This window comes from Parcubacteria group bacterium, assembly GCA_016181765.1.
Classification (GTDB): domain Bacteria; phylum Patescibacteriota; class Patescibacteriia; order UBA2169; family UBA2169; genus CG10-46-32.
Window position 1 is genome coordinate 1 of sequence record JACOYR010000003.1, and the last position, 26,339, is coordinate 26,339.

The following is a 26,339-nucleotide window of genomic DNA, read 5'->3' on the forward strand; positions in this document are numbered from 1 at the left end:
CCATTCACGTGGCCACGGCTATTGATTTCGGGGCCGAGAAATTTATCACCAATGATAAGGGATTGAAAAAAATAAAAGAAATCAACGTGTCGCTCTTATCATTTGACTAAGTGATACACTTTTGATACACTAAATGCATCAGCCATAATATAGCCATATGCCGACAACAAAAACGAGAATAAACATAAGCCTCTCCGGGGCAATGGAAAAAGCGCTCGCACACCTCGCGCGGCGCGACCGCGTGCCCCAGGCAACCAAAGCGGCCCGGCTCTTGGAAACCGCCATTGAGCTTGAGGAAGACCAGGTCTGGGATACGCTCGCTCGAGAGCGTGATAGTAAAGGCGCGAAATTTGTGTCTCACGAAAACGCCTGGTCATAATGTACGCCGTCACCTACCACCATCTGGTAAAACGCGAAGATATTCCCGCGCTCCCGGATGTGTGGAAACAAAAAATCAAACGCGCCATTGAAGAGCGGCTCATGACATATCCGGATCTCTACGGCAAGCCGCTCCGCAAATCGCTTAAAGGATACCGCAAGCTCCGCGTGGGCGATTATCGGGTGATTTTTAGCATTGAGGAGAACGCCGTCAAAATCCTCATCATCCAACACCGAGGAACAGTATATACGGAAATCAAAAAAAGAGTTGCTTGAACCACAATGTGAGACATGCGTGCTGTGTTGAACGCTCACCCGCCGCTGTGTCCGGACCCCCTCCTGGTTCGGACACAGCGGCTTTCTTTTTGTCTTGCCGCGTGCTGTGTTACACGATATACTTATAGCATTATGGCAGGTAATATGCCCAAAACAGACGAGGAGTGGAAGCAAAGGCTTACTCCGGAACAATACGAGATTCTGCGCGAAAAAGGGACCGAAGCCCCGTTTACCGGAAAGTACGTTAATCACCACGAAAACGGCATGTACGCGTGCGCCGCGTGCGGCACTCCCCTGTTTGATTCAGGCACTAAGTTTGATTCAGGCACGGGCTGGCCCAGTTTTGGTGGCGTGGTGAATAAAGGTAATATTGAACTTCGCGAAGACACAAGTAATGGCATGGCGCGGACCGAGGTGGTGTGCAAAACCTGCGGCGGGCACTTGGGCCACCTGTTTGACGACGGCCCCGCCCCCACAGGCAAACGGTACTGCATCAATTCCGCGTGTCTGAATTTTAAGCCGAAATCTGAACATGAAACAACAATACACGCCTGATGCGCAAGTACCTATGCCGTTTTTAAAACGAACGCTCGACGTGATTGTTTCCAGCACACTCCTCTTCCTCTCCTCGCCGCTCGTCATTCTCATAGCCCTCTGCACTAAGCTTGAGGGTTTCTTTGTGCGCGAAAACCGCGGCCCAATTCTGTATACGGAAACGCGCATCTCACGGGGTGAGCCGTTCACTTTGCGCAAATTCCGGATCTTTAAAACATCCGCCTATGAGCCCATTCGTGCGCGGGGCGAGATGGTGCACACCAAGCCGCTGGAGCGGAACCCAAAAAACATCACCGCATGCGGGAAGGCCCTGAAAACATTTTACCTTGATGAGCTTCCCCAGCTCTGGAACGTCCTTCGCGGCGACATGAGCCTGGTCGGCCCCAGGCCCTGGAACCCGGTTGACTACGAAAACGAAATCGCGGCCGGAGAGTATCGCAAAAAAGCCATCAGAGCAGGGCTCACCGGGCCCGTGCAGATCCACAAGCTGGACGCGCACAAGCACGGCGGAGAGCACAAGCTGGATGCTGACTACATCATGTTCGTGAAAAACAAAAACGGGCTCGCGGTCGCGGTCCGCGACATCAAACTTCTGCTCCAATCACTGTGGTTTATGCTTCGCGGCCAAGGCCTTTAATAGTATGGCGATTGACGCGCCAGCGAGCACCAGGCTCACCAAAAACGGCAGCCGCAGAGAACCGACCATTGCGGCCTCGTTGATTCTGAATGACTCAACGATAATGCGCCCCGCGGAATACAATCCGATGTACAGCCAGAATACCAATCCATCTGGCCTTCTTTTCTTTTGAAAAATGGCGAGGAGAAACGCAAAAATCGCGAAATTAATCAAGGACTCGTATAAAAACGCGGGGTGAAAGTACTCGTACTGCTGGTACCCGGCAGGCCGGTTCAGAACAGTGATGGGAATGCCGAGCGCGGAATCAGTGGGCCGTCCGAATAATTCCTGGTTAAAGTAGTTCCCCCACCTGCCGATTGCCTGGCCCAAGATTGCAGGCAAAGCGAATAGATCCGCGAGCTTCCAGAAGCTTAATCCGCGCTTTTTGGCATAATATACGATGACCGCGAGCGCGCCAAGCATGGCGCCGTGGATGGCAAGCCCCCCATTCCACACCGCGATGATTTGATCGGGATATACGCCGTAGAATCCCCAGTCAGTTACCACATGATACAGCCGCGCGCCGATAAAGCCGCCGATGAGCGCGTTGATCAACACGGTTTTGGCCTGTTCTGCGGTTATGCCCTGTTGCTTGGCAAGTTTCCCCACGAGCCAATACCCCGCTACCACGCCGAGCGCCAACAACAGCCCATACCAATGGACCGCAAACGGCCCAATGGAAAATGCAATCGGGCTCGGCTGGAATGTGTGCAGAAAACCCAGCATGCTATGCCTCCAGGGCGTTGTGCGGCTTGGTGCCGCGGATGAGCGCGTCCAGCACGTTGTGGCTCACCAGCTCGCCCATGTGCGTTCTCGCCTCAACGGTCGCGGACGCAATGTGCGGGGTGAGCACCGCGTTCGGGAGCTTGGATAAGCCCGGCGCCGTGCGTGGCTCAAACTCAAACACATCCAGGCCCGCACCCGCGATGCTGTTCGCGCGCAATACGCGGACCAAGGCCTTTTCATCAACAATGGGTCCGCGCGCCGTGTTCACGAGGACCGCGGTTTTCTTCATCAGGTTCAATTCTTTTGCGCCGATGAGGTGGCGCGTTGAGGGGAGCAGCGGAACATGCACCGAAACCGCGTCCGAAGCTTTGAGGAGATCCGAAAGCGAAACGCGCTTTGCCTGGTGCTCCTGTTCAATCTTTTTGTTCCGGATGATGTCGTGGTACAGGATCTTCATGCCAAACCCACCTTGAGCGATCTTGACCAGGACTGACCCGATGTTCCCCACCCCAATGATGCCCAACGTTTTGCCGCGCACGTCCGAACCCAAAAGCAGGTTCGGGTCCCATGCCTTGTACTTCCCTGCGCGCACAAACGCGTCACCCTGGAGCATCTTCTTTGAGAGGACGAGAATCATTCCCATGGCATGTTCGGCAACGCTTGCGCCGAGGTCCCCGGGAGTGTTCGTGACGTACACCCCGGCTCGGTGCGCGGCTTTCACATCCATGTTGTCGTAGCCCACGGCGTAGTTCGCCACAATCTTAAGGTTTTTTCCGGCCGCGAAAAGCTCTGCATCAACCTTTTCCGTAAGCACCGTAACCAGAGCATCCGCTTTTTTTGCGTATGATAAGAGCTGCGCGCGCGTTGGCGGCGTGCTGTCCTTGTGCATGATGACGCGGCAGTGCTTGTACAGCTCCTCCAATCCCTGTTTAGGTATGTTGCGGGCAATGACAACCAATGGTTTTTTCATACTACGCTTTGTTACTGGACCCAAGCAACCGAATTTTCCAACGAATCACCGCGACCATTTCCTCGTACGCGGGAGCCAAGAGCTTGCGCGGGTCAAACTCATCCGGCTCGCGCTTGAGAATTTTCCTGATCCCCGCCGTAAACGCAAGGCGGACATCGGTATCAGTATTCACCTTGCAGATGCCGTGCTTGACCGCGTTCTTGAGGTCGCGGCCAGAAACGCCCACGGGCGCGCCTAAATCGCCGCCGAACTTTTCCACCTGTTTCACCAAACCTTTGGGCACGCTGGATGCGCCATGCAGGACCAGAGGGACGGAAACGCTCCGCCTGATTTCCTTGAGCCGCTCCATATCAAGCTGTGAGCGGCCGCGGAACTTGTACGCCCCGTGGGATGTGCCGATGGCAATGGCCAAAAAATCGCATCCGGTCTTTTTCACGAACTCGCGCGCCTCTCTCGGGTTGGTGAGGTGCGCGTCCCGGTCCTTGACGCTCACAAAATCCTCTATGCCCGAAAGCGCGCCAAGCTCCGCCTCCACGCTCACACCGCTCTGGTGCGCGAGCTTGACGATCGCCCTGGTGGCCTCAACGTTCTTCACAAACGGGTACGCAGAGCCGTCGTACATCACGGACTGGTACCCGGCTCGGATTGCTTCTCTGACAACCTCCGGATGTGTGCCGTGGTCCAAATGCAGGCTCACCGGGATTTTTGACTTGTCCGCAAGCTGCACTGCAATGGCCACCAGCATGTCCATGCCCGCGTACTCAAGGCTCCCCTCGCTCGTCTGGCAGATGACCGGCGCTTTTTCGCGCTCCGCAGCCTCAACGATTGCGTGGCTGATTTCCATGTTATTGATGTTGAACGCGCCGACCGCGTAATGCCCGCGCTGGGCTGCGAGTAATAATTTTTTGGTGTGGGCTCGCATGCTTATTTTTCTTTAATGACGGCAAGGCTTTGTGCTACGATTTTTTCCTTGGTCATGCCGTACTTTTCCAGTAGTTCCTGCGCTTCCCCTGATTCGCCGAACGCATCCGGCATGCCCACGAATCGCATGACTACGGGCGCGCGCTCTGCAAGGGCTTCCGCAACCGCGCCTCCGAGCCCTCCATGGATCTGATGCTCTTCTGCGGTAACCACTGCCCCAGTCTTTTTCGCGCTTGCTGCGAGTGTCTTGACATCAAGAGGCTTGATGGTGTGGCAGTTGATGACCTCTGCTTTGACCCCGTGCTTCTTCCCGAGCTCCAGAGCTGCCTCTAGGCTAGTATACACCATTGGGCCGCAGGCGATAATGGTAACATCCGTCCCTGCCGCTAAAACGTTCGCAACCCCGATTTCAAACGGCGATGTTCTGGTGGTGAACACCGGCGCCTGCGGCCTGCCGAACCGTAGATACACCGGCCCTTCCAAGGAAGCCGCGGCCAAGGTCGCTTTCGCGGCTTCAAGGCTGTCCGCAGGCGCCACCACAGCCATGTTCGGCAAAACGCGCGTTAAGGCAATGTCCTCCATGGCCTGGTGCGTTGCCCCATCTGGGCCCACGGATATGCCCGTATGCCCGCCCGCGATTTTGACGTTCGCAGCCGTGTAGCAAATAGACACCCTAATCTGGTCCCAGTTGCGGCCCGGAGAAAACACGGCAAACGAGGACATAAACGGAATATACCCGGCCAGCGCCATGCCGGCCGCGAGCCCTGCAAGATTCTGCTCCGCGACCCCGACTTCCACGAACCGCTCCGGAAACTGTTCCGCGAACGCTTTGGATCGTGTTGATTCGGTCAAATCCGCGGACAGCACTATGACCTTGCCATTCTTCTCGCCCAATGCAACCAGAGCCTCGCCGTACCCGTCGCGGGTCGCAGCCATTGCAATCTTTTTTGAAAAAAGATGCGTGCTCAATTTTTGTTTTGCGCTGACTCGCATATTATGGGCGCACTCCGAGCTCGCGTAATGCCAAAGCCGCTTCCTCTCTGTTAGGGGATCTTCCGTGCCACTCAAATTTTCCTTCCATGAACTTGACTCCCTTGCCCGGAATGGTGTGGGCTATAATGCATACCGGTTTTTCAACGATTGCCTTGGCTTGGCTGCACGCATCAATCACATCAGGGATGTTGTGCCCGTCAACTTCAAGGACGTGCCAGTTGAACGCTTCGTACTTGGCGCGGATGGATTCCAGGGGCATGATATCCTCGGTAGCGCCGTCTATCTGGATGTTGTTGCGGTCCATGATCATGGTAAGGTTAGGCAGCTTGTGCTTTGCCGCAAACATCACCGCCTCCCAGGTCTGGCCCTCGTTCTGCTCGCCGTCGCTTGAGATGAGGTACACCTGTTGGTTTGATTTCGCGAAATTGCGCAGGGCATACGCCATGCCCACTGCCAGAGAAACACCCTGCCCAAGCGGGCCGGCACTGTTTTCCACTCCCGCAATGGAGTGGTACTCGGGGTGCCCCTGCAAATGCGAGTTAATCTTGCGGAACGTCCAGAGCTCTCGCTTGGGAAAGTACCCTGCTTCCGCAAGCGTTGCGTACCACACCGGACAAATATGGCCGCACGAGAGAATGATGCGGTCCCGCTCGCGCCAATTCGGCCGCTTTGGGTCGTGGTGTAAGACGTTAAAGTACAAGGCAGTGAACACGTCCGCCATACCCAAGGGCCCGGCGCTGTGCCCGCTTCCGGCTTCCACGAGCATCTTAATGATGTTTACGCGGATAGATGTTGCTTTCGCTTTCAGCGTTTTGATGTCGGTGATCGGCTCCATACCCTATCCTAGTAATGATGCTATTGCTTTTGCAATATCTTCTTCCCTAAAGAGGTATGACCCGGAAACGAGCACGTTCGCGCCCGCCGCAATCAGGCTCGGCGCCACCAGGGGGCTCACTCCCCCGTCAACGCCAATAACAACTGACGCATCGTACGCCCGCAACTCCCGCACCTTATCAATCACCTTGGGGTCAAACTGCCTGCCCTGGGCCCCGGGTTCCACGCCCATCAAAAGCACCAAGTCAACTTCGCCAAGCACGTCGTACACGCTTGCAACCGGCTGTTCCACATTCAGCGCTATGCCAACCTCTTTGCCGGTTTCTTTGATGATCCTGATGGTGCGCAGCACGTCGTACGTGGCGCTTGAGTGGAACGTGATGCGAAACACGTTTCCGCGGTTCCATTCGGATATTTTGAGCTCCGGCTTTTCCACCATCAGGTGCGCGTCAAAGGATAGTTCCAGGGGAAGTTCGGAAAGCCGGGATGCATCCTGCCAGGTTGTCTCCGGCACAAACGCGCCATCCATAATGTCAAGCTGGGCGCGTGTGCACACCCCGAGGAGGCGTTCGCACTTGGACTGCACGCCTTCAAACGTTTTTTCCAAAATTGCCGAAAGCACTTCCGCCATACTATCTCTCCAGTTTCCTGATTTTATCCACGCGCCTCTTGTGGCGGCTGGCTGTGGAGGGCTGCCTGCTCAAATACGCTTTAACCGCGGCAATGGCAAGCTGTTCCGTAATGTCCCGCGCCGGCAGGGCGAGTATGTTGGCTGCATCATCTTCGACGGCTTTTTTGGCGGAGTACGAATCCCAGGCAACCGCAGCGCGGATGCCTTTGATTTTGTTTGCGGCGATTGCCATGCCATTCCCGGTTCCGCACAAGAGCACCCCGCGCGCCCCGGGGCTTTTCGCGACTTTTTTCGCGACCATGGCCGCGTACTCCGGGTAATCATCATCCGCACGGTACTCGGCCGCGCCCACATCAACGCAGTTGAGCTTCTGCTTGTGCAGATACGCCTTGATGCTCTCTTTTAAATTGAATCCCGCATGGTCAGCTCCGAGATAAATCATATGCCTTTTTTACGTTTTGTATGTCTTGTGAAATTAGCTCTTTCAATTCCCGGCTGTCGTTCACCACAACGACGTCTCGTATATGCGTTATCACCTCAACACTGACCTCTTCTCCGTACACGTCACCGCGGTCGCGAAACAGGGTCCGCTTACCCCAGAACAAGGCGCCGGCATACTCCCGGCCACGGACAACGGCCCCAACCGCATACACCCCGTACGCAGGAAGCGCGGACTTAATTGAATCAGCGATTTCAAGGTTGACCGTAGGGTATCCGATGGTGCGCCCGTGCTTTGACCCGTGGATGACAATGCCTGAAAACGTCATGACTTGGGGCCGACAGGATCGGACAACGGCTCATGGAGCCGCGCGTCCCGCGATATGGTCAGTATAACAAGAATGAGGACGAAAGCGCCAATCCACTGCGTTGGGGATAGGCTGTTCTTGAAAAACGCAAGGTCAACAAACACCGCGGATACGGGCCACGCGAGCTCAAGGATGGTGGACATGCTCGCGGGAACATGCGAGAGGCCCTTGTAGTAGATGAGGAGCGCGACTAAGCCGGTTGAGAATACAATGGCGAGCACGTACCACCACTGCGTGTTGGTGAGGGCGCCCAGGGCGCCGAGGTCTCCGGTTGAGTACAGGAACAGGAACGCGAACACGCTCGTTAACGCGAACCGCAACCCCGACAAAGACACGAACGAGAGGCGCGAGAGCGCATAGCGGCCCAAGACCGTTGAAGCGCCCCAGGAAAACGCCGCCGCAAGCGCCAAAAGGCTTGCTACTATGGCGCCCCCGCCAGTTGCCACATTCACGGAAAGGTCGGGGAACGAAACAAAGTACGCCGCAGCCAAGGCGAGCGCCGCGAGCCCCAGGAACCGCTTGGTGATCCGCTCTTTGAGCAAGAGCCCGGCAAGGGCGATGGCGAATAAGGGCTGGAGCTGCTGCAAGAGCACCACCACGGAAAATGAGATGTAGCTGACCTTTCCCAAGGCCGCGGTGTACGCGATAGTGCCGACAGTGCCGCCCAAGAGCGAGATGGCGGCAACCGAATACCAGGTGCGCGAGGAGAGGGTGAGCCAATGCCGGAATTCTTTAACCAAGAGCGGAGCCAAAACCGCAAGCCCTAAAAGGTGCTCCAAGAGCACGATGGCTGCGGCCGGAAGGCTGTAGAGGTTGCGGCGCAGGAGCCCGTCCAAACTCCACAAAAGCGCGGCAAAGATGATGAGGTACGGGGCGTATTTTTTCATGCTATTTGGCGAGCTCAATGATAATCTGCCTGAACACATCCTCTGGAATCACGCCTGCAACGCGTATGCCGTTAATGAACCACGTGGGCGTTCCCAACACTCCGGCTGCCTGGCCGTCCGCAATGTCCTTGTTGACTTCGTCTTGGGCCGCTTGAGAGCTTACGCACGCCGCGAACGCGGCTGAATCAGCCCCGATTTGGTTCGCGTACCCCATAATTGCGGCCTGCGAGAGGTCCTCCTGGTTCTGGAACAGCTTGTCGTGCAAAGCCCAGAACAGACCTTGCTCCTCGGCGCAGTACCCAGCTGCTGCCGCAAAGCGCGCTTTCGGATGGATGGTTTCAAGCGGAAAATCGCGGTACACGAGGCGCACGTCGTCTTTGAACTCCTGCGCAAGCGTCCGGATGATGGGGAATGACTGCTTGCAGAACGGGCACTCAAAATCACCGAACTCAACAATGGTCACCTTTGCGTTTGCAGGCCCGAGCGAGGGGTCATCAAAAGTCGCAACGTCATAGGCGCCTCTCTGGTCAACATTAGCGCCGCCCGCGCCCGAGGTTCGGGCGCCGTATGCGTCAAAGCTTGTCCCGAGTATCCCCGAGGGATCATAGGTCCCGGAAAGTATCTGGCTTCGGATGGAGAACACTTGTATTGCAAAAAAAACCGCGTACACGAGCATCCCTGCGCCGAGGAGGGCAAGGGTAGCATTCCGGACCGTGCGCTTTGGTTTTTCTTCTGCGTTAAAGTTTTGCATGCTGTGTGGTCCAGTCAGTTATTTTTTCATATTGGTATGCGGCTCGCAGGAGGGTTGCTTCGCCAAGCTGCTTTGCCATTAACTGCACGCCAACCGGCAAACCATCAACAAACCCTGCGGGAATAGAAATCCCCGGAATGCCAGCCAGGGCCGCGGTTATCATGTACACGTCCTCCAAATACATGGCGAGCGGATCATCTGACTTTTCACCGAGCTTGATTGCGGGATGCGGGGAAACCGGGGTCAGGAGCACATCAATTTTTTCCAGAACCTTTTTCACTTCATCCGCGATAATGGTGCGCACCTTTTGCGCTTTTTTGTAGTACGCGTCATAGTATCCGCTGGAGAGCGCGTACGTGCCGAGCATGATCCTGCGCTTTGCCTCGGGTCCGAAGTTCTCTCCCCTGGTCTTAGTGTACACCTCCAGCAAGGTGTTGGCTTTGTCTGACCGATGGCCATAGCGGATGCCATCAAACCTGCCTAAGTTTGAACTGATTTCAGACGGGGTGATGATGTAGTATGCGGCAATGGCATACTTGGTATGCGGAAGCGTTACCTGTTTGACCGTTGCCCCCAGTTCCTCAAATTGAGCAATAGCCTCACTTACCACTTCTTCGGATGGATCATTTGAGCCGACAAAAAATTCCTTGGGCAGCCCGATGGCAAGGCCTTGCAGGGGCGCATCCAGTGTTGACGGGTAATCATCCGCCGGGGACGGCAGGCTGGTTGCGTCATGGCTCGGATCATGGCCCGAAAGTACGGCAAGCACGAGTGCTAAGTCTTCCGCGGTTTTTGCAAAAATCCCGGGCGTGTCCGTTGAAGAGGTCATGGAAATGATGCCATGCCGCGAAATCCTTCCATAGGTGGGGCGCAAGCCGTACAAATTGCACCACCCAGCGGGCTGGCGCGTTGAGCCGCCCGTATCCGTGCCCAGAGCCGCCAAGCAAAAACCCGCGGCAAGCGCTGCCGCCGATCCTCCGGATGAGCCTCCCGGGGAGCGCGAAAGATCCCAGGGGTTGTGGCTTGGGCCGAACGCCGAGTTTTCGGTTGAAGAACCGTGCGCAAACTCATCGCAGTTCGCTTTACCGACAATGATGGCGCCCGCTTGCTTGAGCCTGGTGACAACCGTCGCATCGTGCGCCGGAATGAAATTTTCCAATATCTTTGACGCGGCAGTGGTGCGCAAGCCTTTTGTCGCAATAATGTCTTTCACGGCAACCGGAATCCCTTCCAAAGCCCTCAAAGGCTCTTTGTTCTTGATCTTCCTATCAACCTCTTCTGCCTCGGCGAGTGAGCGTTCCTCGTTCAGCGACAAAAACGCGCGTACCTCGCCATCATGCGTGCGGATGCGGCCAAAACACGCACTCACCAAATCAACGCACGAGAATTCCGTGCGCTCTAACGCGTGCTTGGCTTGCGCAATGGTCAATTTCTGGATGTCGGTGCACATACTACGCATCAAATACTGCTTTGACTTTTACCAAACCATCTTGGTGCTCGGGCGCGAGGGCCGCGAGCTCTTCCGGATTAGCCCACGCATCCACTAGATCCTCGCGCAGGACGTTGGACAACCCGGTCACCTGGGACGTGATGGCCGCGTTCTCGGCATCAACTTCCTCCAGTTGGCTGATGTACCCCAAAATCGCGGAAAGTTCTTTCGCGTACCTCGCAACTTCTTGTTCGGTGAGCTCAAGCCGCGCGAGCCGGGCTATGTGTTCCACCTCTTTTTTGGATATTTTTTCTGCCATACCACCTCTAGAGTATACCAAAAAACACCTATATATCAAAGGGTTGCCCAGCTACTGGATCATCCTCAAAAACTCATCTTCGCCTATGGTTTTAATGCCGAGCTTTTCGGCTTTATCCAATTTTGAGCCGGCAGATTCGCCCGCCACCACATAATCGGTTTTAAGGCTCACTGATGACGAAACATCCCCGCCCAAGAGGCGAATTTTTTGTTTGGCTTCATCCCGGGTCAGTGCATCAAGCGTGCCCGTGAGCACGAACGTTTTGTGGGCCAATTTTTTTGAGAGCAGCTTGATGCCTTTGACCGCAACCCCGTTTTTGATGATGCGCCCAATAAGCGCGCGATTGGATTCTGCGCTGAAGTATTCGGCAATGGATTTAGTAACAACGCCCCCCACGTCCGATACCTTATTGAGCGCTTCTTCGGATGCGCTCATGACTGCATCCAATGATCCGAAGTGCAATGCCAGGGCCTGCGCGGTCTCCTCGCCCACGTGCCGGATGCCCAGGCCATAAATGAACCGCCCCAGATCAACCGCGCGGCTGGCATCAATCGCTTTGATGAGGTTCTCCGCGGATGTTATGTCAAAGCGCTCAAGCTCTTGCACATCCTCCTGTTTGAGCGTAAAAATGTCGGCGCCATCCCGGATTAAGCCCGCGTCAAGCAGCTGGTCAAGGATCTTTGGACCGAGCCCGTCTATGTTCATCGCTTTTTTTGAAACAAAGTGGTACAAATTTTCGCGGTGCCTGGCCGGACAGGCGCGATTGGCGCAATAGTGCGCCGCCTCGCCCGGGGCGCGCTTGGCTTTGTGCCCGCACACCGGGCACTGCGCGGGCATGCGGAACTCCTTTTCGGACCCCGTGCGCAAACGGGGAAGCACCTGCACCACATCAGGAATAATGTCCCCGGCTTTCTGGATAATAACCGTATCCCCTATTCTGATGCCGAGGCGCTTGATTTCATCTTCATTGTGCAGGGTGGCGCGCGAAACCGTGGTGCCCGCAACCTTGACGGGCTCAAGGATTGCAACCGGCGTCAATGCTCCGGTCCTGCCCACCTGAATGATAATGTCCCGCACCCGGGTCGTTGCCTGTTCTGCGCTGAATTTCCACGCCACTGCGCCGCGCGGAGCCTTGCCCACGACCCCGAGCTTCCTGAATGCCTTGATGTCGTTCAAGATAAGCACAATGCCGTCTATGTTAAAATCAAGCGTTCCCCGCTTTTTATCAATGGCCTCGTAGTAGGCTTCCAACTCTTTGATTGAACTGCACTGCTCGTTCACCCGCGCCGTAGGAAACCCAAGCGCCTCGGCTATGGCATGGGCCTCGGCGTGCGTTTCCTGGCCCAGGTCAGTTATGACGTCCCAGGCGAGGAATGAGAGCTTCCTCGCGGCCGCAACCTTGGGATCAAGCTGTCTAATGGAGCCTGCGGCCACATTGCGCGGGTTTGCGTAGAGTTTTTCCTTGTTCTTTTTCTGGCGGCGGTTGAGATCCTCAAAATCTTTCTTCTTCAAGTACACCTCTCCGCGGATTTCTACATGGCCTTTCTGTGCCCGCTGGACCGCAGTATTGGCGCGCTGCGGCGAACCGCCATCCAGTTTTTTGACTTCGTGCGCCTCCAGTTTGAGAGGAATCGCATCTATGGTCTTCAAGTTCTCGGTCACCTCTTCCCCGATGGTTCCATCTCCGCGCGTTGATCCAGCCACAAACACCCCGTCCTCATACTCAAGGCTCACGGCCAAGCCGTCTGCTTTGACTTCCGCAAAAAACTCGCGCGCAACCGCGTGCCCCATGTGGCGGTCAAGCCGGGCAACCCACTCCCCAACCTCATCTTGGCTGAACACGTCATTCAGCGAAAGCATGCGCACTTCATGGCGCACCTTTTTGAACTCGGGCAATGGTTCGCCGGCCACGCGCTGCGTGGGAGAATCAGGGGTGACGAATTCCGGAAATGCGGCCTCCAACCGCGCTAACTCGTGCTTGAGCGAGTCGTGCGCGCTGTCCGAAATTTCGGAACGGTCAAGCACGTGGTACGCATAACGGTGCCGGTTGATTTCGCCTTTCAGTTTTTTGATGCGCTGCTGTGCTTCTGATTTTGTCATAGATTACCAATATAAAGTGTGCGGGGGCTATTACTTTATCAAATTCTCCTCGCTAAACAAGACGTACCCGAATTGGCCGGAGAGCGGCGCACGGTGCGGAAAGCGCGCCCTAACCACCTGGTTCGCGCGGCTGTAGGCGCCCGTTGCGTACATGGTGATGTACCCCGGAATATCCACCTGCGACCCTCCCCAGTTAAGGCCGCTGTAAGCCGTAATGGTCATATCTGTGATGTCATCATATAACGCTTTAAGCCGGACGCGGTAGAGCACTGTGGAAGCATCCTGTAAATTCAGGATCGCCGGGTTTGAGGCGGCGCTGAAAAGTTGCGTGCTCGGAATGCCGAGCGTGCCTGCCGTGGTCCAGGGAGTTATCTGCGCCTGGACCCACTCGGAGCCTGTGCCGGTCCACGCAAGCTTGAGCGACTTGACCGTGCTTGCAAGCGGCGAGAGTGAACTGTCCGGATCATATAAACTGATTTCCCAGGTATCGTTCTCGCCCAGATCCTGCGCTAAACTCGCAATGGACGCGTCAATGGTCCGCTCCCATGTCCCGCCATTGGAGAGAGCGCCCGAGGCACTCATGCTCGCAACCGCAGTCTCTTTTTTGCGCAGCTCATACAAGCCGTCCTCAATACCCGACTCTGCCGCGTAGAACGCGCGGAGCCCGTTGTCCGTAAGCACGGATTGCCGCAAATTCTGGATGGTGATGATGCCAAAACTTGAGGCGGCGGTCATGATGCCCGAGAGAACCAAAAGGGACATTAAAAGCAGGGAGCCTTCGTGTTCGCGCAATGGGTTTTTGATGCTATCGCACATACTGGCGTGAGGCTACAGTCGTCTGGATGTAAGTCGGAAGCAGGGTCGCGACCCCGGCTCCGGTGCTTGAGGTTACCATGGTAATGGTCACGCGCGGCTGTTCATTAGCAGCAGGACTTGCAACAAACGGGTCAGTGGCGGGCGACAGGTAGAATTTGAGGATGTCAACCGACACCGAGGGAGGGGTAAGCTCCGCCCACACCACCCCGTCTTCGGACATCTCAACAATGCCCCTGCCTGCGCTCGCGCTTCTCCTGAACCACACCGAGCTCCCGGTGTTCGTGCGGAGCACCAAAACGTCCTGGGGATTCGCGGCGATGGTCCCGCCATACTCGCTTGAGGCGTAGTCAATGGACCCGCGCCGGATCTGCTGGGCCATCACCTCAAGGCTAAACCGCGCGTCTGACTGCGCGTCCGTAACGGCTTTGGTGACGCGTTGGCTCTTGTTCGCGTACGTAAAAATGGCAGAGGCCGCGGTGAGCGCGGTCACAAAAATCGCAATCGCGATGAGCAGCTCAACAAGCGTAAATCCGGATTGGTTATGGCGTGGAGCAGTACGCATATATACTCATCTCCAATTGAATAAGCGTTCCTCAACCGTAATGCTGTAATCCCTGCCGCGCGAAGCCCACTCAACGGTTGCCTGGACCCGCATGCCGATTTTTTCGCCAGTACAGCTTGCGGCAACGGTCTTGTCGTTGCAGATGGATGAAATATCCAGGAGCCTGCGATACGAGGTGAGCGTGGAGTCGGCGGGGATTACTACCGCGCTCTGGAACTGGGTCCCGATGTTCGCGGCCACTCCGCTTGAGCGCCGCCACACCCGGGCAGAGTCGTGCGTGATTGCGTCCGGAGTGAAATCAATTGACCACGTGTTGGACTCCACGTCAAACAAGGGCACTGCCGTTGTGTCGGTCCCAAAGGAGAGGCCCTCGTCCCAATCATTGCAGGAGAGCGCGCCCGCGGCAATCTCGCACGAAAGCCAGTTCGTGTCCCGGATTGAGCGCGCCACCTCAATGCCCTCGCGGCCGAGGTTGGTGGCAATGAGCCGCTCCGAAGCGTCCTCGCTCCCTGATTGGTTCGCAATAGTGAGGTTCATCATGCCCACTAAGCCGGACACGATGATGCCCAGAGCTACAACGGTTTCCAAAAGCCCCTGCCCGTTTTGGTTCAACATACTACTGCACCCGTATCTGGCCCGAGAGCCGGTAAATGATAACCGCCTGCGTCACATCAGATGATGCGGATGAAAAGTTGACGGTTTTGGAAGCTTCGCTTGCGGCGCCGTTGAAGTACACGTCCGCATCTGGCGCTGAAAACACAATATTGAGCGTTCCTCCGTCAAACACCACGTCCCTGGGCAATGCCACGTCTTCCACCTCTTCGGTTGCGTCCGTGTAGTTGAAATTCCCGTCTTTGTCCGCAAACAGCGTAAGCGTGCCGGCATCGCTCGCATCAAGCCGCACCCCATACCCGCCCTCCGGGAATGTGCCGTCCGAGAGGAGCGCTCCGGTGAGCGTTGAGGTTTGCGCGCGCCGCAAAAGCCCGGAAGCAACGCTCGCTCCAAGGCGTACGGAATCATTGCGGCTGCCGACGCTGAAATTGGCCACTGCAACAGTGGTGACCAGGGTGAAAATGCCTATGGCCACAATCAGGTCAATCAGCGTGAATCCTTGTGTGCGCTTAAATCTCATACCCCTATAAAAGCCCGGTACCAACTCCAGAGCCCCTCCCCAAAGATCCATACTGCGAATGTCGCGGGCAAAAGCAGCGTGGCAAACGGCAATCTGCTCTTGAGCGTTGCGTGCGTGGTGGCGACCAACGCGAGAGCCACGATTGAACCCCCGACGTACGCAAGCCCAAGCCCGAGCCACACGAACGGGTGCCCCAAGAGCGCGCCCATGAGCAGCCCCAAACGTATGTCCCCGCCGCCCACCCACTTGCCGCGCGAAACTAAAAACTGGACCAAAAACCACGCTCCACCGAAAGCGGCGCCCAAAAGCAGGGATACATCGTCTTCCACCATAATGGAGTTGAGCAAACCCACGACCGCAATGGCCGGGATAACAACTTTGTCCGGAACAACATACGTGCGCAGGTCGTAGATGAAGAGCACCGTAAAAAAACTCACCACCGCAAAATACGTAAGCGCGTGGATGGGCGCGGCAACCACGAACGCGCCAAAGATGGCGAGCGCCCCAACGCCGAGTTCGCTCAAAAGGTACTGAACCGAAAAATGCTTTCTGCAGTACCGGCACTTCCCCCAAAGCAAAAGCCAGCTTGCCACGGGAATGAGGTCGTGCCAGTGAAGAATCTTCCCGCAGTGCGCGCACACGCTCCTGCCGCCGAGGAACGACTTTCTCTCTTCTATGCGGCACGCAACCACGTTCAAAAAACTTCCCCACGCCGCGCCTAAAACAAACAGTAAAATATAAAGCATATCTGCATCAAGTATACCAAAAACGTGAGCCTCGCGCGAGGCTCACGTTTTTGTTCGCAATTAGGCTTAATCAATGCCGGATGGGGATGCGGTGTGGCCGCCGCTTCCCAAAGCGCCAGTCTGGTTCTCCAGCGTAAACAAAATGGTGTAAGAAACGCCGCTCTGGGTCTGGGTGTACGTATAATCAGTTCCTCCAGGCTCTGGGTTGGAAGGCACCTGGCCCATGTAAACCGTGAGACTTCCCGGACTCGCGGAAAATCCGCCGCCGGACGAAAGCGCCTGCGCCGAAGCGCCGCCCAGCACGAGGCCCGTGCCCGCGGGATAGGCATTGACGTCCACAAAGTAGAGCTCAAGCGCGGTCTGGACCTGCTTGATGTCCGAAACGCGCTTTGCGTCCCTGGATTTCTCGCGCGCGTTGTTGAGCGAGACCACCGCGAGCGTGGAGAGCACGCCGATGATGGCAATCACCACTAAAAGCTCTATAAGGGTGAAACCCTGCCTCTTAGGCAGGCAAGCTTTTGCCCGTAAATTTGTATGTATATGCATAGTTGATGTCAATATTACTTTTTTCTTAACCAAATGGACTACGCGGCTAGAGCGCGGCTAAAGAACCGGACACGCGCCACCGACAATGCCCGATGGCCGGGCGCAGTTGGCGCCCGTAGCCAAACTCCCGGTGGCTTCTTCCAACGTGAAATCAATGGAATAGGTGGTTCCGAGCACAACATCGGTCTTGTAGGTATAGGCCGCGCCGCCCGGTGTCGGGTTTGCGGGAACCTTGCCCATGTACGTAGTGCCTGATATGGCGTCGGAAAATCCGCCCGTCTTGCTCAAGGTGAGCGCTCCGGCCACGCCTAATGTTTCTGCCGCAGTTTTTCCGTCCGGATAAGAATTACTGTCCGCAAAGTACAGCTCCAGCGCGGTTTGGATGGTCGCAATGTCCGAAACGCGCTTGGCGTCCCTTCCTTTGGAGCGCGCGTTGTTGAGCGCAACCACGGCAAGCGTGGACAAAAGCCCGATGATGGCAATCACCACCAAAAGCTCTATGAGAGTGAACCCTGAATGTTTTGATTTTTGAAACATAGATGTGCGTTAATTAATGCCATTCGGATCCGCGACATGCGCGCCCGCGGAAAGGCTGCCGGTCGTTTCCTCCAAGGTAAAGGAAAGCTGGAACCACGGGCACGGAGCCGTGCCGCACGCGGTGGATGCCGCAGAAGACGTGAATGAGTTGTACTTGTAATCCGCCCCTCCGGGAGTGGTATTGGATGGAACCTTGCCCATGTACGTGGTTCCCGAAACTGTGGCCGCAAAACCTCCGTCTCTGCTTAAGGAAGCGCCTGCCCCGGCGCCGAGCGTCAAGTCGCTTGCCGCGGGATACCCGTTTTTGTCGGATGCGTACAGTTCCAGCGCTGTCTGGAGCTGTTTGATGTCCGAAACCCGCTTGGCGTCGCGCGCTTTTACGCGCGCATTGTTGAGAGAAACAACCGCTAACGTGGAAAGAATGCCAATAATGCTTATGACCACCAATAGTTCAATCAAGGTAAAGCCTGCGTGATTTTGTTTGTATTTCATAACGTGTATAAATTATACCATAATTATATTACTTTGGCTAAACCGCGTTATCCACAGAGCTAGCCAGCTGCCAGGTTGTACATGGGCAAGAGAATGGCGGCCACCATGACGCCCACGCCAACTCCCATAAGCATCAGCACCAGCGGCTCAATGAGCGTCACTAAATTCGCAACCGCGTTATCAACTTCCCGCGCGTAAAAATCCGAAAGCTTGTTGAGCACCGTATCCAAGCGTCCAGTCTGTTCCCCCACGGAGAGCATTTGCGTGACCATGCCCGGCACCACCCGCGACTCCTTGAACACGGTCGCAATGGGATTGCCGTCCTCAACCTCCTTTATGGTCTCCCTGATGACCTCGCGGTACACCTCGTTCCCCACGATGTCGCCCGTGATCTGGAGCGCCTCGGTGAGGGAAACCCCGCCCGTGATGAGTGTGGAAAGCGACCGGGTGAACCGCACCAGGTACATTTTTTGGAAAATGAGAGGCCCGAAAATCGGCGTTTTCAAAATCATGAAATCAAGGTGCTTTTTTCCGGCTTCTGTCTTGCGGTAGTACCGGAGGCCGAAAAAAACGCCGGCAACTGCCGCGAGGAATACCCACCAAAACGACTGGAAAAAGGAGGACACCCCGATCAGCATGCGCGTGGTAAGGGGCAATGCCGCCCCGGTTTCAGCCAGAATCTCCGTAAGTTTGGGCACCACGAATATCATCATCACAAACCCAACCACCACCAAGCCGAACAAAATGAAGGCCGGGTAAATCATGGCCCCGCGCGTCTTGCTCGCGAGGTCGTAATCTTTTTCCTGCTGGTCCGCAAGATACCCCAGGACCTCATCCAGTTTGCCCGCGGTCTCCCCGCTCCTCACCATGGACACGTAAAAATTGGAGAACACCTTGGGGTGCTCTGAAAGCGCGTCCGAGAGCCGCGCTCCCCCGTCCACGGCGTCCGCAACGTCCGAAACCACGATTTTCAAAGGCACGCTCTCAATCTGGTTCACCAGGATGCGGAGTGATTGCACCACGGGCAAGGTGGCGGACACCATCACCGCGAGCTGCCGCGAAAAAATCACCAAATCTTTGACCTTGACGCGCGAAAAAAGCGTAATTTCGCGGGCAAACCCTTTTTTCTCTTCTTCCCGGGTGGAAAGCGAGAGCACCAGCAAGCCCTGGTCCGTAAGCGTTGAGAGCGCAACTTCGTCGTTCACCGCATCAACAACCCCGGCCACTTCCTCGCATTCCCCATTTACTGCAAGATAGTCGTAAAACGGCATATCTAGTGGCTCGCCAAAATGTTAAACTGGTTAATGTCAGCGGCATAGGCTTTTGCGTCCGAGAGCGCCACAACGCCGCGCTTTACGGACTCAACCAGCGCCTTATCCAGGGTTACCATGCCCTGCTCGCGAGAGGTCTGCATGATGTTCGGAATCTGCGAAAATTTGTCCTCGCGTATCAATGACTTGATGGGGTTCGTGGCAAGCATGCTGCTCGCAACCAGCAGGCGCCCCCCGCCGACTTTGGGCACGAGGACCTGCGTGGTAATGCCGATGAGCGCGTCCCCGAGCGCATGGAGAATCCGAAGCCGGTCTGTGGAAGGCGCTAAATCGCGCAGCCGCTCAAGCACGGCCACCGCGTGGTTCCCCTCCATAATGGCGATCACGAGCCTGCCCGAAGTCGCGAGCGTAAGCGCTCCCGCAAGCACGGCCCCGTCCGGAATGTCCCCGAGCACCAGCACGTCCACATCCTCCTCGGACAGGGCGCTCACCCCTTCGCTGAAGCTCGCCACATCGCGGCCGATCTCCCGCTGCACGACCACGGACTGGTTGGAAGGCACCACGTGCTCCAGGGGGGCTTCAAGCGTCACAATATAGCTTGGCCGCGTCTGGTTAAACTCCGCAATGATTGCCTGAACCGTGGAAGTTCTGCCCGAGTCAAACGGGCCGGACACGATAAAGAGTCCCTGGGTGCGCGAGAATACCTCCTTAAGGATTGCCGCGTGCGGCAGATCGGCAAGAGGGGCGACGAGAGCGGGCACGTACCGCATGCTCACCCCCAAAAACCCTCTGCTGTAAAAAAAATGGATTCTAAAGCGCATTGACTTCTTGAGCGTCTTGCTTATAATGAGCTGCTTGCGGTCGTGCAGGGCTTCTATTTCATGCGGCAGAAGCAAGTGCTCAACAATGCGCTCCATGCGCTCCGCGCTTATCACCCCCTCCTCCATGAGGGGCATGATGGCGCCGTCAATCCGCAAGGCCGGGACTGTTCCCACCGACAGGTGCAAATCCGTGGCTTTGCGCTCGCCGAGCTCTCGGAGCCACTTTTCAAAATGCAAAACATCGGTCGCAGACTCCTGTTTGGACTGCAACTCCCCCGCTCGTTCAACTGGCAATGGTTGTGAAACCGGTTCTGGCATACGCTCCTGTGCTTAAGCCTCCGCAAGGTATTTCCGCGCCACGGCAATCACCTCGGAAGGGAGAAAGTGGGATTTGATGAGATACTCGGCGGCTCCCAACTTCTTGGCGCGGCTCACATCCGAAACCTCGCTCAAATTGGTTAAGAGCACCACGGGAATGTTTTTGAGCTCGGGGTCTTTCTTCATCTCGGCAAGCACCTCAAACCCGTCCACCTTGGGCATCAGGATATCCACGAGCGCGAGCTTGGGCTTGTGTTTGCGCGCGAGGGAGAGCGCTTGCTTTCCGTCTTCCGCAAGCAGCGCCGGAATGCCCGACTGCTCAAACTTGGTCGCATACATGCGCCGCAGGAACGCGTCATCTTCCGCAAGTAAAACCAAAGGTTTACTCGTCATATGGTTACTCTTTAGTGGCTACCACGACCTCATCAGCGGTCGTCAAACCGAGCAGGGCTTTCATGATGCCGTCCTGCACCATGGAAATGAATCCCTGGCGCGCGAGCTCTTTCTCCACGAGTGGGCGCTCAAAGCCTGTGGTGATAATCTCGGACAGCGCCTTGGTGTTCTCAATCACCTCTGCAATGGAAAGCCTCCCCTGGTACCCCGTGTCTCCGCACTTGGCGCACCCGGCTCCCTTGTAAAACACGGGTTTTGCGGGGGAGACGCCCTCGTACAGCGCACCCTCGGGAATGGAGGCGAGCGCCGCGCGCACGCGCTCCACGAGATCCGGCGGAAGCTCGGCGGGCGCTTTGCAGTGCTCGCACAGCTTCCTCACCAGGCGCTGGGCCTGCACAATGTTCAAAGTCGTTGCCAGAAGAAACTGCTCCACCTTCATGTCCAGAAGCCGCGGAACCGCGCCAACCGCGTCGTTGGTGTGCAAGGTTGAGAGCACGATGTGCCCGGTGAGCGCCGCCTGCACCGCGAGCGAGGCGGTTTCGTTGTCCCGGATTTCGCCCACCATGATGATGTCCGGATCCTGGCGCAGAATGGAGCGCAGGCCGTTCGCGAACGTGTACCCCACCTCGGGCCGCACCTGGGACTGGTTGGCCCCGGGGAGGTAGTACTCAATGGGATCTTCCAGGGTCACGATGTTCACCCGCTCCTCGTTCAAGAGGGAGAGCGCCGCGAACAGGGTGGTTGATTTTCCGCTGCCCGTGGGGCCGGTCACGAGGAACAGGCCGTTGGGCTTGCCCACCTGGCGCTTCATCACCTCAAAGTTGCGGCCGATAAATCCGAGGGACTCCAGGGTGGGCGCGCCGCGCGTCACGTCCAAAATGCGCATCACCACCTTTTCGGATCCGGCGAGCGGCAGCGTTGAAATGCGGATGTCAATCTGCTTGCCGTCAACCTCAAAATGGAGGCGGCCGTCCTGGGGCTTGCGGGTTTCATCCAGTTTGAGGTTCGCGAGCACCTTGATGCGTGAAATGATTGAGTTATGGATGTACTTGGGCAAGGAGAGCGTTGCGTGCAGTTCGCCGTCTATGCGGTAGCGCACCCGCGATTCGTTGTCCTGCGGCTCAATGTGGATGTCCGAAGCCCCGCCCTCAACCGCGTGCCGCAAGATCACGCTCACCATCTTGGAAACCGGGGCGCTCTTGACCACTTCTTCCAAATTCTCGTCCTCCTGCGTGGCGCGCGTGCGCTCTCCGGCGGTTTTCCGATTCTCGCCCGCAAGCTCAAGCGCCTCGCCCACCTCGCTCGAAAGGCTGCCCGAGTACTGGTCCAGCGCGTGCGCAAAACCCTTTTCCGTGGTCACATAGAACTGCGTGTTCCAGCCTTTCTGGCGCGCGAGAAAATCCACGGCCTCGCGCGCCTTGAGGTTCTCGGGATCAATCATGGCAACCCTGACCGCATCCCCCTCTTGCTCAAACGGAATAATGCGGTAGTTGGTCACCACCTCCTTGGGGAAAAGGCCCAAGATAGCGCGGGCAATGGGTTTGCCGGAAAGCAATACGCTCGGAAGGTGGTAGAATTCGGCCTTGCCCTTAAGCAGCGCCTCTTCGTCCATAACCTCCAAGAGCACCTCATCCAGAGAACTCTTCCCTCCTTCGTACCGGGCCGCGGCTAGGGCAACCTCTTCCTGGGTCAAGGCCTGCTCGGCGAGCAAAAATTGTAGAAACGGAACAAGCATATCAGTTACTCTTCTTGCAAGATAAAGGGCTGGCTGTTTCCCTTGGGATTGCTTGAAAGGGGCCACACCCCAAACGAACGCAGGGAGCGGAACACCGGGGACTCTGAAAGCTCCCGGGCAGCTTCGTATCCGGTCTGGCCCGGGATTCGGGACTGAACCGAAGAGCCGCTCGCCGCAGTACTCGCGGGCGGGGCGTACGCAGCCGGTTTCTTAAAAAGCCCGTAATACGCGACCAGCGCCGTAATGCCGACAACGAGCAACAGGGCCGCGACGAGCCTGATCTGCTTTCCTTTTGAAATTTTCCGCTGAACTAATGCCATGGTTCGCTCATTACTCGGATAAAAGATAGTACGCGCGCAGGGTGATGGTGTAGCTCTTGCTTGCCGGCGAGTACGCCACTGCAATAACATCCATTAGGCGCAGGTTTGCCTCAATGTTTGCAAGCAGGGCTTTGAGCGCATCGTACGGGCTTGACGCAACGGCGAGCGCAACCTCAACAAAGGAAACTCCGGAAGGCAGAGAGAGTCCGCTCGCCGCCTTTGCCGCCTCTTCACCCTCCGGGATGACAAACTCAATGCCGTCTATCAGCACCCCGCTTGACGCCGCAATGGCCTCAAGGCTCGTCAAAAGCTGGGGGGTTCCCGGATCGCTCGGCAAGAAATCCTCAATGTCGCGGAGCGCATCAGACGGAGCAACAGCTCGCGCGCGTTCCAGTTTTTGCAGGTAGCCAAGCCGCTCCTCCAGCTGTGAGCGCTCTGCCGCGGCTTCGTCAAATTCGCTTCCCGCGACCACGCGCGCCGCCGAAAATTTGGGCCCAAGCAGAAACAGGTATCCAGCAACAAGGAGCATCGCGCATGCGGCAATCGTCACCAGTTTGTAGTACTGCCGAAACCACTGTGCCATGAAACCCGCGAGCTTGGGTTTGGGCAAGGCTTGCGGCCGCGCCGCGGTACTGCGAGCCGGCCCCTCTCCCGGACGGACGGATTGCGCGCGTGCGGTGATTTCCGGCGCTGCGGCTTCCGGAATGGCCGGGGGTTTGTTTTGGGGAGCAGTGTTATTCATAATCATCATCTGCGGCTCTCATAGAGCACGCCCTCGTCTATCTCAAGAGACATGTCAAACGAAACGCCGGCCGGCGTTGTGGCGGATTCCTCCACCCGCGTGGCTTGCGTAATGGTGATGTCGCGGATCCATGGAGTCTCCTGGAACACCACAATCTGGCGGGCAAGGGCCGTGTAATCCCGGGCAAACGCGGAAACGAGCATTGTCCCTTTTGTGGAAGCGACAAATGTTACGTACGTGATTTCCGGAATGGTGACTGCCTCAACTTCCCCCAAAAATGAATGCCACGAAACGTGGTTTCCGATGAGCTCACGGGAAGCCTCGGCCTTCTCCCGCAGCGCCGAATCCTGGCCTGAAGCGTCCTCGTACGTAGCAATGGTTTCGGAGAGCGCCGCGACCACGCGCTCCTCCTGCGCGAGCGCGGTTTGGGCGCGCATGTGGTACATCTGCAGCACCCCATAGGCAAGCGCCACCGCGAGCGCGAATATGCCCGCCCCGGCTCCCAAAAATGCGAATGGATTGCTCTTCTTAAACGTTTCCGTGTACTCTGCCGCGAGCAAATTCACGTCAAAGTGCGAAAGCCGGTGCACCGGAGCCTCGGTCTCGCCGGTTACGCCCGGCTCAACCGGCAAAGCCGCTGGTTTTACGGCGCGAGCGGGCAGCCGAGCCTTACTTTGAACGGCTGGCTTGGGCGCGGCCACGGCCGCCACAGCCTGCTTCGGAAGCACAGGCGCTGCCGCTTGCAGAACCGCGCGCGGAGGAGCAAGCGGACCGGACGAAACACTGGGCACGTGCATGGCTGATACGTCTCCTGCCGCAACGCCCGGGCTGAACGGTTCGCGGACCGGCGCGGTTTTGGGCTTGCCCGCCGCAACCGCGCTGCTGCGCTTTTCGGATCCCGCGAACAGAGCGGAAGGGAGCGGCGCGCCTTCGGGCAAATCCGCGGCCCGCTCTGCGGGGAGAGCGATGGCGCTACCCTTCTTTTGCGAAAGCGGGCCTTGGGAAGACTTAAACGCAAGCGCGGGCTCTGCTGTTTTTTTCCTGCGGCCGAACACGCTCAACACGCGCGAGAAAAAAGAAGGTTTCTTCGGCTTGGGGACGTCCGGTTTCTTGCCCGTGAAAGCGTCCGTATACTCAACGAGCGGCCCGGCTGACGGCGCGGGAACAGGCCGCTTCTTGGCCGCAAGGTCCTTGGGAAGCAGGTCAATGTCAGTTGATTTTGCAGGCGGCATAATTCAAAAATATGTCATCAGGGCGTATCGCCCTATTCTATCTCCCGCATGGCAAGCCCGATTGCGACTCCCATCCGCGGGGCAATCTGCTCCAAAACGCCGCCCAGGTCTTTGGGGTAGGATACGCGAGCCCAGGGATTCCCAATGAACACTTTCGCGTTCAGGGATGACGCAATGTAGCCGGGGAGAGACGAGAGAAAGGCTGATCCGCCGGTCAACAGGATTTTTTCAATGGCAAAGTTTGAGCGCTGCTGAAGCTCAAGCGTGTATTTCATTTCCGAAATGACCGGGGCAAAACTCTGCTGTATGACGCTGGCAATTCCCCCGCCGCCTGAAGAAGCTACAGTTCCGGCGGAAGAGGCTATGCCCGTGTCGCGCTTGAACTGCTCTGCCCGCTCCGGCGAGACTCCCATGCTGTCCGCAACCGCGCGCGTGACCGTTGAACCCCCCACGTTGATGGAGCGCGAAAACACGGGAACGCCCTTTCTCACGACCGTGACGTCCGTGGTGAGCGCGCCCACATCCGCAATCAAAATTGAGCCGTCTTCGTTGCCGACCAGGCTCCGCGAGAGGGCAAATGACTCGGTTTCAAGGCTTAAAAGCGTAATGCCGGCAATCTTAAACACCGCCACATACCGCTCCACCAGGTGCCGCGGAGCCGCGGTGAGCAGAATCTGGGCCACGGTCTTGCACTTTGCCAGGTTTGAATTTTTGTCGGCCGCGGCGATCTTTTGTTTCTGCGCTTCTTGTTCCGCGCGCTCTGCATCGGTCATATCTTCTTCGCCCTCTTCCAAAGCCAGCTCGTTCAGAATTTTCCAGTCCAGAACCACGTTCTCTATGGGCATGGGCACGAACTTCTTTGCTTCCCAGCTTACTGCCTCGGCAAGCTGTTTTTCCCCGAGTTTGGGCAGGCTGATGACGCTTGAAAACACGGAAAAGTTCGGAAGCGCGGCAACCGCCGACCGTGAACGCGCGCCTGTTTTTTTAAGCAAGGCGATCAGCGCTCCGGCGATTTTTTGGTTGTCAGAGGTATTGTCCCCGCTCTCGCTCGGCCGGGCCATGGATGACTCCAGCTCTACCATGCCGTAGGTAACGAGCCGCGGGCGGCCCCCCACGCTCTCAAGCTCAACGAGCTTGATGGAGTTGGTGCCGATGTCAATGCCAAGATATGATGATATTTTGCTTTTGAAAAGATTCAGCATGGAGGTTTTGTTTTACTTATACACACGATTACACACGATGAAATGCTACACATCAATTATACAACAAAAACAAAAAAACACCAAAACTTCTCCCAAGCTACCAAGATTATTTCGGCGCTATTCTGTCAACCAGAGTGACCCCCAGGGGATTTATCCACTTTTTACTGTTTGACTGCCTTTTTTTAATAATATACAATGGAATGGAGAAAAAATCACCTTTCC

The 26,339-nt window shown here is 56.7% G+C and carries 33 protein-coding genes; 4 read left to right on the plus strand and 29 right to left on the minus strand.

Features of this window, described 5'->3' with window-relative positions; all coding sequences use genetic code 11:
• The first annotated feature begins 157 nt into the window (after positions 1–157).
• From HYT31_02145 to HYT31_02160, 4 genes are all read left to right on the plus strand, one after another.
• Positions 158–379, plus strand: a complete 222-nt coding sequence (locus HYT31_02145) for a hypothetical protein (GenBank protein MBI2050582.1) — start codon at positions 158–160, stop codon at positions 377–379.
• Positions 379–654, plus strand: a complete 276-nt coding sequence (locus tag HYT31_02150; protein ID MBI2050583.1) for a type II toxin-antitoxin system RelE/ParE family toxin — start codon at positions 379–381, stop codon at positions 652–654. The genes HYT31_02145 and HYT31_02150 overlap by 1 nt, the downstream gene beginning before the upstream one ends.
• A gap of 132 nt (positions 655–786) precedes the next feature.
• On the plus strand, positions 787–1,209 hold the full coding sequence (gene msrB, locus HYT31_02155) for a peptide-methionine (R)-S-oxide reductase MsrB (protein ID MBI2050584.1): 423 nt from the start codon (positions 787–789) through the stop codon (positions 1,207–1,209).
• A 13-nt stretch (positions 1,210–1,222) separates the two neighbouring features.
• Positions 1,223–1,846, plus strand: a complete 624-nt coding sequence (locus HYT31_02160; GenBank protein MBI2050585.1) for a sugar transferase — start codon at positions 1,223–1,225, stop codon at positions 1,844–1,846.
• Here HYT31_02160 and lgt read toward each other — a convergent pair.
• The 29 genes from lgt to pilM all read right to left on the minus strand — a co-directional run bounded on the left by lgt (position 1,811) and on the right by pilM (position 26,117).
• On the minus strand, positions 1,811–2,611 hold the full coding sequence (lgt, locus tag HYT31_02165) for a prolipoprotein diacylglyceryl transferase (protein ID MBI2050586.1): 801 nt from the start codon (positions 2,609–2,611) through the stop codon (positions 1,811–1,813). The two genes, HYT31_02160 and lgt, sit on opposite strands and share 36 nt — an antisense overlap.
• 1 nt (position 2,612) lies before the next feature.
• The gene (locus HYT31_02170; protein ID MBI2050587.1) at positions 2,613–3,581 is read right to left on the minus strand and encodes a D-glycerate dehydrogenase; all 969 of its coding nucleotides are present in this window, start codon (positions 3,579–3,581) and stop codon (positions 2,613–2,615) included.
• Between the two features lies 1 nt (position 3,582).
• Positions 3,583–4,503 carry a class II fructose-1,6-bisphosphate aldolase gene (gene fba, locus HYT31_02175; protein ID MBI2050588.1) on the minus strand — a complete coding sequence of 307 codons (921 nt, stop codon included), beginning with the start codon at positions 4,501–4,503 and terminating at the stop codon, positions 3,583–3,585.
• Between the two features lie 2 nt (positions 4,504–4,505).
• Complete coding sequence (locus HYT31_02180) at positions 4,506–5,444, minus strand: transketolase family protein (protein ID MBI2050589.1); 939 nt, start codon at positions 5,442–5,444, stop codon at positions 4,506–4,508.
• Positions 5,445–5,496: 52 nt separating this feature from the next.
• Complete coding sequence (locus HYT31_02185; protein MBI2050590.1) at positions 5,497–6,330, minus strand: transketolase; 834 nt, start codon at positions 6,328–6,330, stop codon at positions 5,497–5,499.
• Positions 6,331–6,333: 3 nt separating this feature from the next.
• Positions 6,334–6,960: a ribulose-phosphate 3-epimerase gene (locus HYT31_02190; GenBank protein ID MBI2050591.1), complete on the minus strand. Its 627-nt coding sequence runs from the start codon at positions 6,958–6,960 to the stop codon at positions 6,334–6,336.
• A 1-nt stretch (position 6,961) separates the two neighbouring features.
• Positions 6,962–7,402, minus strand: coding sequence for an RpiB/LacA/LacB family sugar-phosphate isomerase (locus tag HYT31_02195; protein MBI2050592.1), 441 nt, complete (start codon positions 7,400–7,402; stop codon positions 6,962–6,964).
• Positions 7,383–7,727: a riboflavin kinase gene (locus HYT31_02200; protein MBI2050593.1), complete on the minus strand. Its 345-nt coding sequence runs from the start codon at positions 7,725–7,727 to the stop codon at positions 7,383–7,385. Before HYT31_02200 ends, HYT31_02195 begins: the two co-directional genes overlap by 20 nt.
• Positions 7,724–8,653 carry a DMT family transporter gene (locus tag HYT31_02205; protein MBI2050594.1) on the minus strand — a complete coding sequence of 310 codons (930 nt, stop codon included), beginning with the start codon at positions 8,651–8,653 and terminating at the stop codon, positions 7,724–7,726. Before HYT31_02205 ends, HYT31_02200 begins: the two co-directional genes overlap by 4 nt.
• Before the next feature lies 1 nt (position 8,654).
• Positions 8,655–9,404 (minus strand): DsbA family protein, encoded by a 750-nt coding sequence (locus HYT31_02210; GenBank protein ID MBI2050595.1) that lies wholly within the window; start codon positions 9,402–9,404, stop codon positions 8,655–8,657.
• A complete protein-coding gene (gene gatA, locus HYT31_02215) occupies positions 9,391–10,854 on the minus strand; it encodes an Asp-tRNA(Asn)/Glu-tRNA(Gln) amidotransferase subunit GatA (protein MBI2050596.1) in 1,464 nt (487 codons plus the stop codon). Before gatA ends, HYT31_02210 begins: the two co-directional genes overlap by 14 nt.
• Before the next feature lies 1 nt (position 10,855).
• Positions 10,856–11,152, minus strand: coding sequence for an Asp-tRNA(Asn)/Glu-tRNA(Gln) amidotransferase subunit GatC (gene gatC / locus HYT31_02220; protein MBI2050597.1), 297 nt, complete (start codon positions 11,150–11,152; stop codon positions 10,856–10,858).
• Between the two features lie 51 nt (positions 11,153–11,203).
• A complete protein-coding gene (gene ligA, locus HYT31_02225) occupies positions 11,204–13,252 on the minus strand; it encodes an NAD-dependent DNA ligase LigA (GenBank protein ID MBI2050598.1) in 2,049 nt (682 codons plus the stop codon).
• Positions 13,253–13,282: 30 nt separating this feature from the next.
• The gene (locus HYT31_02230; GenBank protein MBI2050599.1) at positions 13,283–14,068 is read right to left on the minus strand and encodes a hypothetical protein; all 786 of its coding nucleotides are present in this window, start codon (positions 14,066–14,068) and stop codon (positions 13,283–13,285) included.
• On the minus strand, positions 14,058–14,630 hold the full coding sequence (locus HYT31_02235) for a prepilin-type N-terminal cleavage/methylation domain-containing protein (GenBank protein ID MBI2050600.1): 573 nt from the start codon (positions 14,628–14,630) through the stop codon (positions 14,058–14,060). Before HYT31_02235 ends, HYT31_02230 begins: the two co-directional genes overlap by 11 nt.
• Positions 14,631–14,636: 6 nt before the next feature.
• Positions 14,637–15,245 carry a hypothetical protein gene (locus HYT31_02240; protein MBI2050601.1) on the minus strand — a complete coding sequence of 203 codons (609 nt, stop codon included), beginning with the start codon at positions 15,243–15,245 and terminating at the stop codon, positions 14,637–14,639.
• Position 15,246: 1 nt separating this feature from the next.
• Entirely contained in the window at positions 15,247–15,762 is a 516-nt protein-coding gene (locus HYT31_02245; GenBank protein ID MBI2050602.1) for a prepilin-type N-terminal cleavage/methylation domain-containing protein, read from the minus strand.
• Positions 15,759–16,508 carry a prepilin peptidase gene (locus tag HYT31_02250; GenBank protein ID MBI2050603.1) on the minus strand — a complete coding sequence of 250 codons (750 nt, stop codon included), beginning with the start codon at positions 16,506–16,508 and terminating at the stop codon, positions 15,759–15,761. Before HYT31_02250 ends, HYT31_02245 begins: the two co-directional genes overlap by 4 nt.
• 66 nt (positions 16,509–16,574) lie before the next feature.
• Complete coding sequence (locus HYT31_02255) at positions 16,575–17,054, minus strand: prepilin-type N-terminal cleavage/methylation domain-containing protein (GenBank protein MBI2050604.1); 480 nt, start codon at positions 17,052–17,054, stop codon at positions 16,575–16,577.
• 57 nt (positions 17,055–17,111) lie between these two features.
• Positions 17,112–17,591, minus strand: a complete 480-nt coding sequence (locus HYT31_02260; protein ID MBI2050605.1) for a prepilin-type N-terminal cleavage/methylation domain-containing protein — start codon at positions 17,589–17,591, stop codon at positions 17,112–17,114.
• A 9-nt stretch (positions 17,592–17,600) separates the two neighbouring features.
• Positions 17,601–18,083, minus strand: coding sequence for a prepilin-type N-terminal cleavage/methylation domain-containing protein (locus HYT31_02265; protein MBI2050606.1), 483 nt, complete (start codon positions 18,081–18,083; stop codon positions 17,601–17,603).
• 59 nt (positions 18,084–18,142) lie between these two features.
• Positions 18,143–19,354: a type II secretion system F family protein gene (locus tag HYT31_02270; protein MBI2050607.1), complete on the minus strand. Its 1,212-nt coding sequence runs from the start codon at positions 19,352–19,354 to the stop codon at positions 18,143–18,145.
• Positions 19,355–19,356: 2 nt separating this feature from the next.
• Positions 19,357–20,493, minus strand: a complete 1,137-nt coding sequence (gene tadA, locus HYT31_02275) for a Flp pilus assembly complex ATPase component TadA (GenBank protein MBI2050608.1) — start codon at positions 20,491–20,493, stop codon at positions 19,357–19,359.
• Between the two features lie 12 nt (positions 20,494–20,505).
• Positions 20,506–20,886, minus strand: coding sequence for a response regulator (locus HYT31_02280; protein ID MBI2050609.1), 381 nt, complete (start codon positions 20,884–20,886; stop codon positions 20,506–20,508).
• A gap of 4 nt (positions 20,887–20,890) precedes the next feature.
• A complete protein-coding gene (locus HYT31_02285) occupies positions 20,891–22,621 on the minus strand; it encodes a type II/IV secretion system protein (GenBank protein ID MBI2050610.1) in 1,731 nt (576 codons plus the stop codon).
• 5 nt (positions 22,622–22,626) lie between these two features.
• Complete coding sequence (locus HYT31_02290; GenBank protein MBI2050611.1) at positions 22,627–22,941, minus strand: hypothetical protein; 315 nt, start codon at positions 22,939–22,941, stop codon at positions 22,627–22,629.
• A 10-nt stretch (positions 22,942–22,951) separates the two neighbouring features.
• Positions 22,952–23,683 carry a hypothetical protein gene (locus HYT31_02295; GenBank protein ID MBI2050612.1) on the minus strand — a complete coding sequence of 244 codons (732 nt, stop codon included), beginning with the start codon at positions 23,681–23,683 and terminating at the stop codon, positions 22,952–22,954.
• Between the two features lie 5 nt (positions 23,684–23,688).
• Positions 23,689–24,915 carry a hypothetical protein gene (locus HYT31_02300; GenBank protein ID MBI2050613.1) on the minus strand — a complete coding sequence of 409 codons (1,227 nt, stop codon included), beginning with the start codon at positions 24,913–24,915 and terminating at the stop codon, positions 23,689–23,691.
• Positions 24,916–24,947: 32 nt separating this feature from the next.
• A complete protein-coding gene (pilM, locus tag HYT31_02305; GenBank protein ID MBI2050614.1) occupies positions 24,948–26,117 on the minus strand; it encodes a pilus assembly protein PilM in 1,170 nt (389 codons plus the stop codon).
• Positions 26,118–26,339: the final 222 nt, after the last annotated feature.

Coding starts and splice junctions, on each gene's coding strand:
- HYT31_02145 (MBI2050582.1), top strand. CDS start 158: ATGCCGACAACAAAAACGAGAATAAACATAAGCCTCTCCGGGGCAATG.
- HYT31_02150 (MBI2050583.1), top strand. CDS start 379: ATGTACGCCGTCACCTACCACCATCTGGTAAAACGCGAAGATATTCCC.
- msrB (MBI2050584.1), top strand. CDS start 787: ATGGCAGGTAATATGCCCAAAACAGACGAGGAGTGGAAGCAAAGGCTT.
- HYT31_02160 (MBI2050585.1), top strand. CDS start 1,223: ATGCCGTTTTTAAAACGAACGCTCGACGTGATTGTTTCCAGCACACTC.
- lgt (MBI2050586.1), bottom strand. CDS start 2,611: ATGCTGGGTTTTCTGCACACATTCCAGCCGAGCCCGATTGCATTTTCC.
- HYT31_02170 (MBI2050587.1), bottom strand. CDS start 3,581: ATGAAAAAACCATTGGTTGTCATTGCCCGCAACATACCTAAACAGGGA.
- fba (MBI2050588.1), bottom strand. CDS start 4,503: ATGCGAGCCCACACCAAAAAATTATTACTCGCAGCCCAGCGCGGGCAT.
- HYT31_02185 (MBI2050590.1), bottom strand. CDS start 6,330: ATGGAGCCGATCACCGACATCAAAACGCTGAAAGCGAAAGCAACATCT.
- HYT31_02190 (MBI2050591.1), bottom strand. CDS start 6,960: ATGGCGGAAGTGCTTTCGGCAATTTTGGAAAAAACGTTTGAAGGCGTG.
- HYT31_02195 (MBI2050592.1), bottom strand. CDS start 7,402: ATGATTTATCTCGGAGCTGACCATGCGGGATTCAATTTAAAAGAGAGC.
- HYT31_02200 (MBI2050593.1), bottom strand. CDS start 7,727: ATGACGTTTTCAGGCATTGTCATCCACGGGTCAAAGCACGGGCGCACC.
- HYT31_02205 (MBI2050594.1), bottom strand. CDS start 8,653: ATGAAAAAATACGCCCCGTACCTCATCATCTTTGCCGCGCTTTTGTGG.
- HYT31_02210 (MBI2050595.1), bottom strand. CDS start 9,404: ATGCAAAACTTTAACGCAGAAGAAAAACCAAAGCGCACGGTCCGGAAT.
- gatA (MBI2050596.1), bottom strand. CDS start 10,854: ATGTGCACCGACATCCAGAAATTGACCATTGCGCAAGCCAAGCACGCG.
- gatC (MBI2050597.1), bottom strand. CDS start 11,152: ATGGCAGAAAAAATATCCAAAAAAGAGGTGGAACACATAGCCCGGCTC.
- ligA (MBI2050598.1), bottom strand. CDS start 13,252: ATGACAAAATCAGAAGCACAGCAGCGCATCAAAAAACTGAAAGGCGAA.
- HYT31_02230 (MBI2050599.1), bottom strand. CDS start 14,068: ATGTGCGATAGCATCAAAAACCCATTGCGCGAACACGAAGGCTCCCTG.
- HYT31_02235 (MBI2050600.1), bottom strand. CDS start 14,630: ATGCGTACTGCTCCACGCCATAACCAATCCGGATTTACGCTTGTTGAG.
- HYT31_02240 (MBI2050601.1), bottom strand. CDS start 15,245: ATGTTGAACCAAAACGGGCAGGGGCTTTTGGAAACCGTTGTAGCTCTG.
- HYT31_02245 (MBI2050602.1), bottom strand. CDS start 15,762: ATGAGATTTAAGCGCACACAAGGATTCACGCTGATTGACCTGATTGTG.
- HYT31_02250 (MBI2050603.1), bottom strand. CDS start 16,508: ATGCTTTATATTTTACTGTTTGTTTTAGGCGCGGCGTGGGGAAGTTTT.
- HYT31_02255 (MBI2050604.1), bottom strand. CDS start 17,054: ATGCATATACATACAAATTTACGGGCAAAAGCTTGCCTGCCTAAGAGG.
- HYT31_02260 (MBI2050605.1), bottom strand. CDS start 17,591: ATGTTTCAAAAATCAAAACATTCAGGGTTCACTCTCATAGAGCTTTTG.
- HYT31_02265 (MBI2050606.1), bottom strand. CDS start 18,083: ATGAAATACAAACAAAATCACGCAGGCTTTACCTTGATTGAACTATTG.
- HYT31_02270 (MBI2050607.1), bottom strand. CDS start 19,354: ATGCCGTTTTACGACTATCTTGCAGTAAATGGGGAATGCGAGGAAGTG.
- tadA (MBI2050608.1), bottom strand. CDS start 20,493: ATGCCAGAACCGGTTTCACAACCATTGCCAGTTGAACGAGCGGGGGAG.
- HYT31_02280 (MBI2050609.1), bottom strand. CDS start 20,886: ATGACGAGTAAACCTTTGGTTTTACTTGCGGAAGATGACGCGTTCCTG.
- HYT31_02285 (MBI2050610.1), bottom strand. CDS start 22,621: ATGCTTGTTCCGTTTCTACAATTTTTGCTCGCCGAGCAGGCCTTGACC.
- HYT31_02290 (MBI2050611.1), bottom strand. CDS start 22,941: ATGGCATTAGTTCAGCGGAAAATTTCAAAAGGAAAGCAGATCAGGCTC.
- HYT31_02295 (MBI2050612.1), bottom strand. CDS start 23,683: ATGAATAACACTGCTCCCCAAAACAAACCCCCGGCCATTCCGGAAGCC.
- HYT31_02300 (MBI2050613.1), bottom strand. CDS start 24,915: ATGCCGCCTGCAAAATCAACTGACATTGACCTGCTTCCCAAGGACCTT.
- pilM (MBI2050614.1), bottom strand. CDS start 26,117: ATGCTGAATCTTTTCAAAAGCAAAATATCATCATATCTTGGCATTGAC.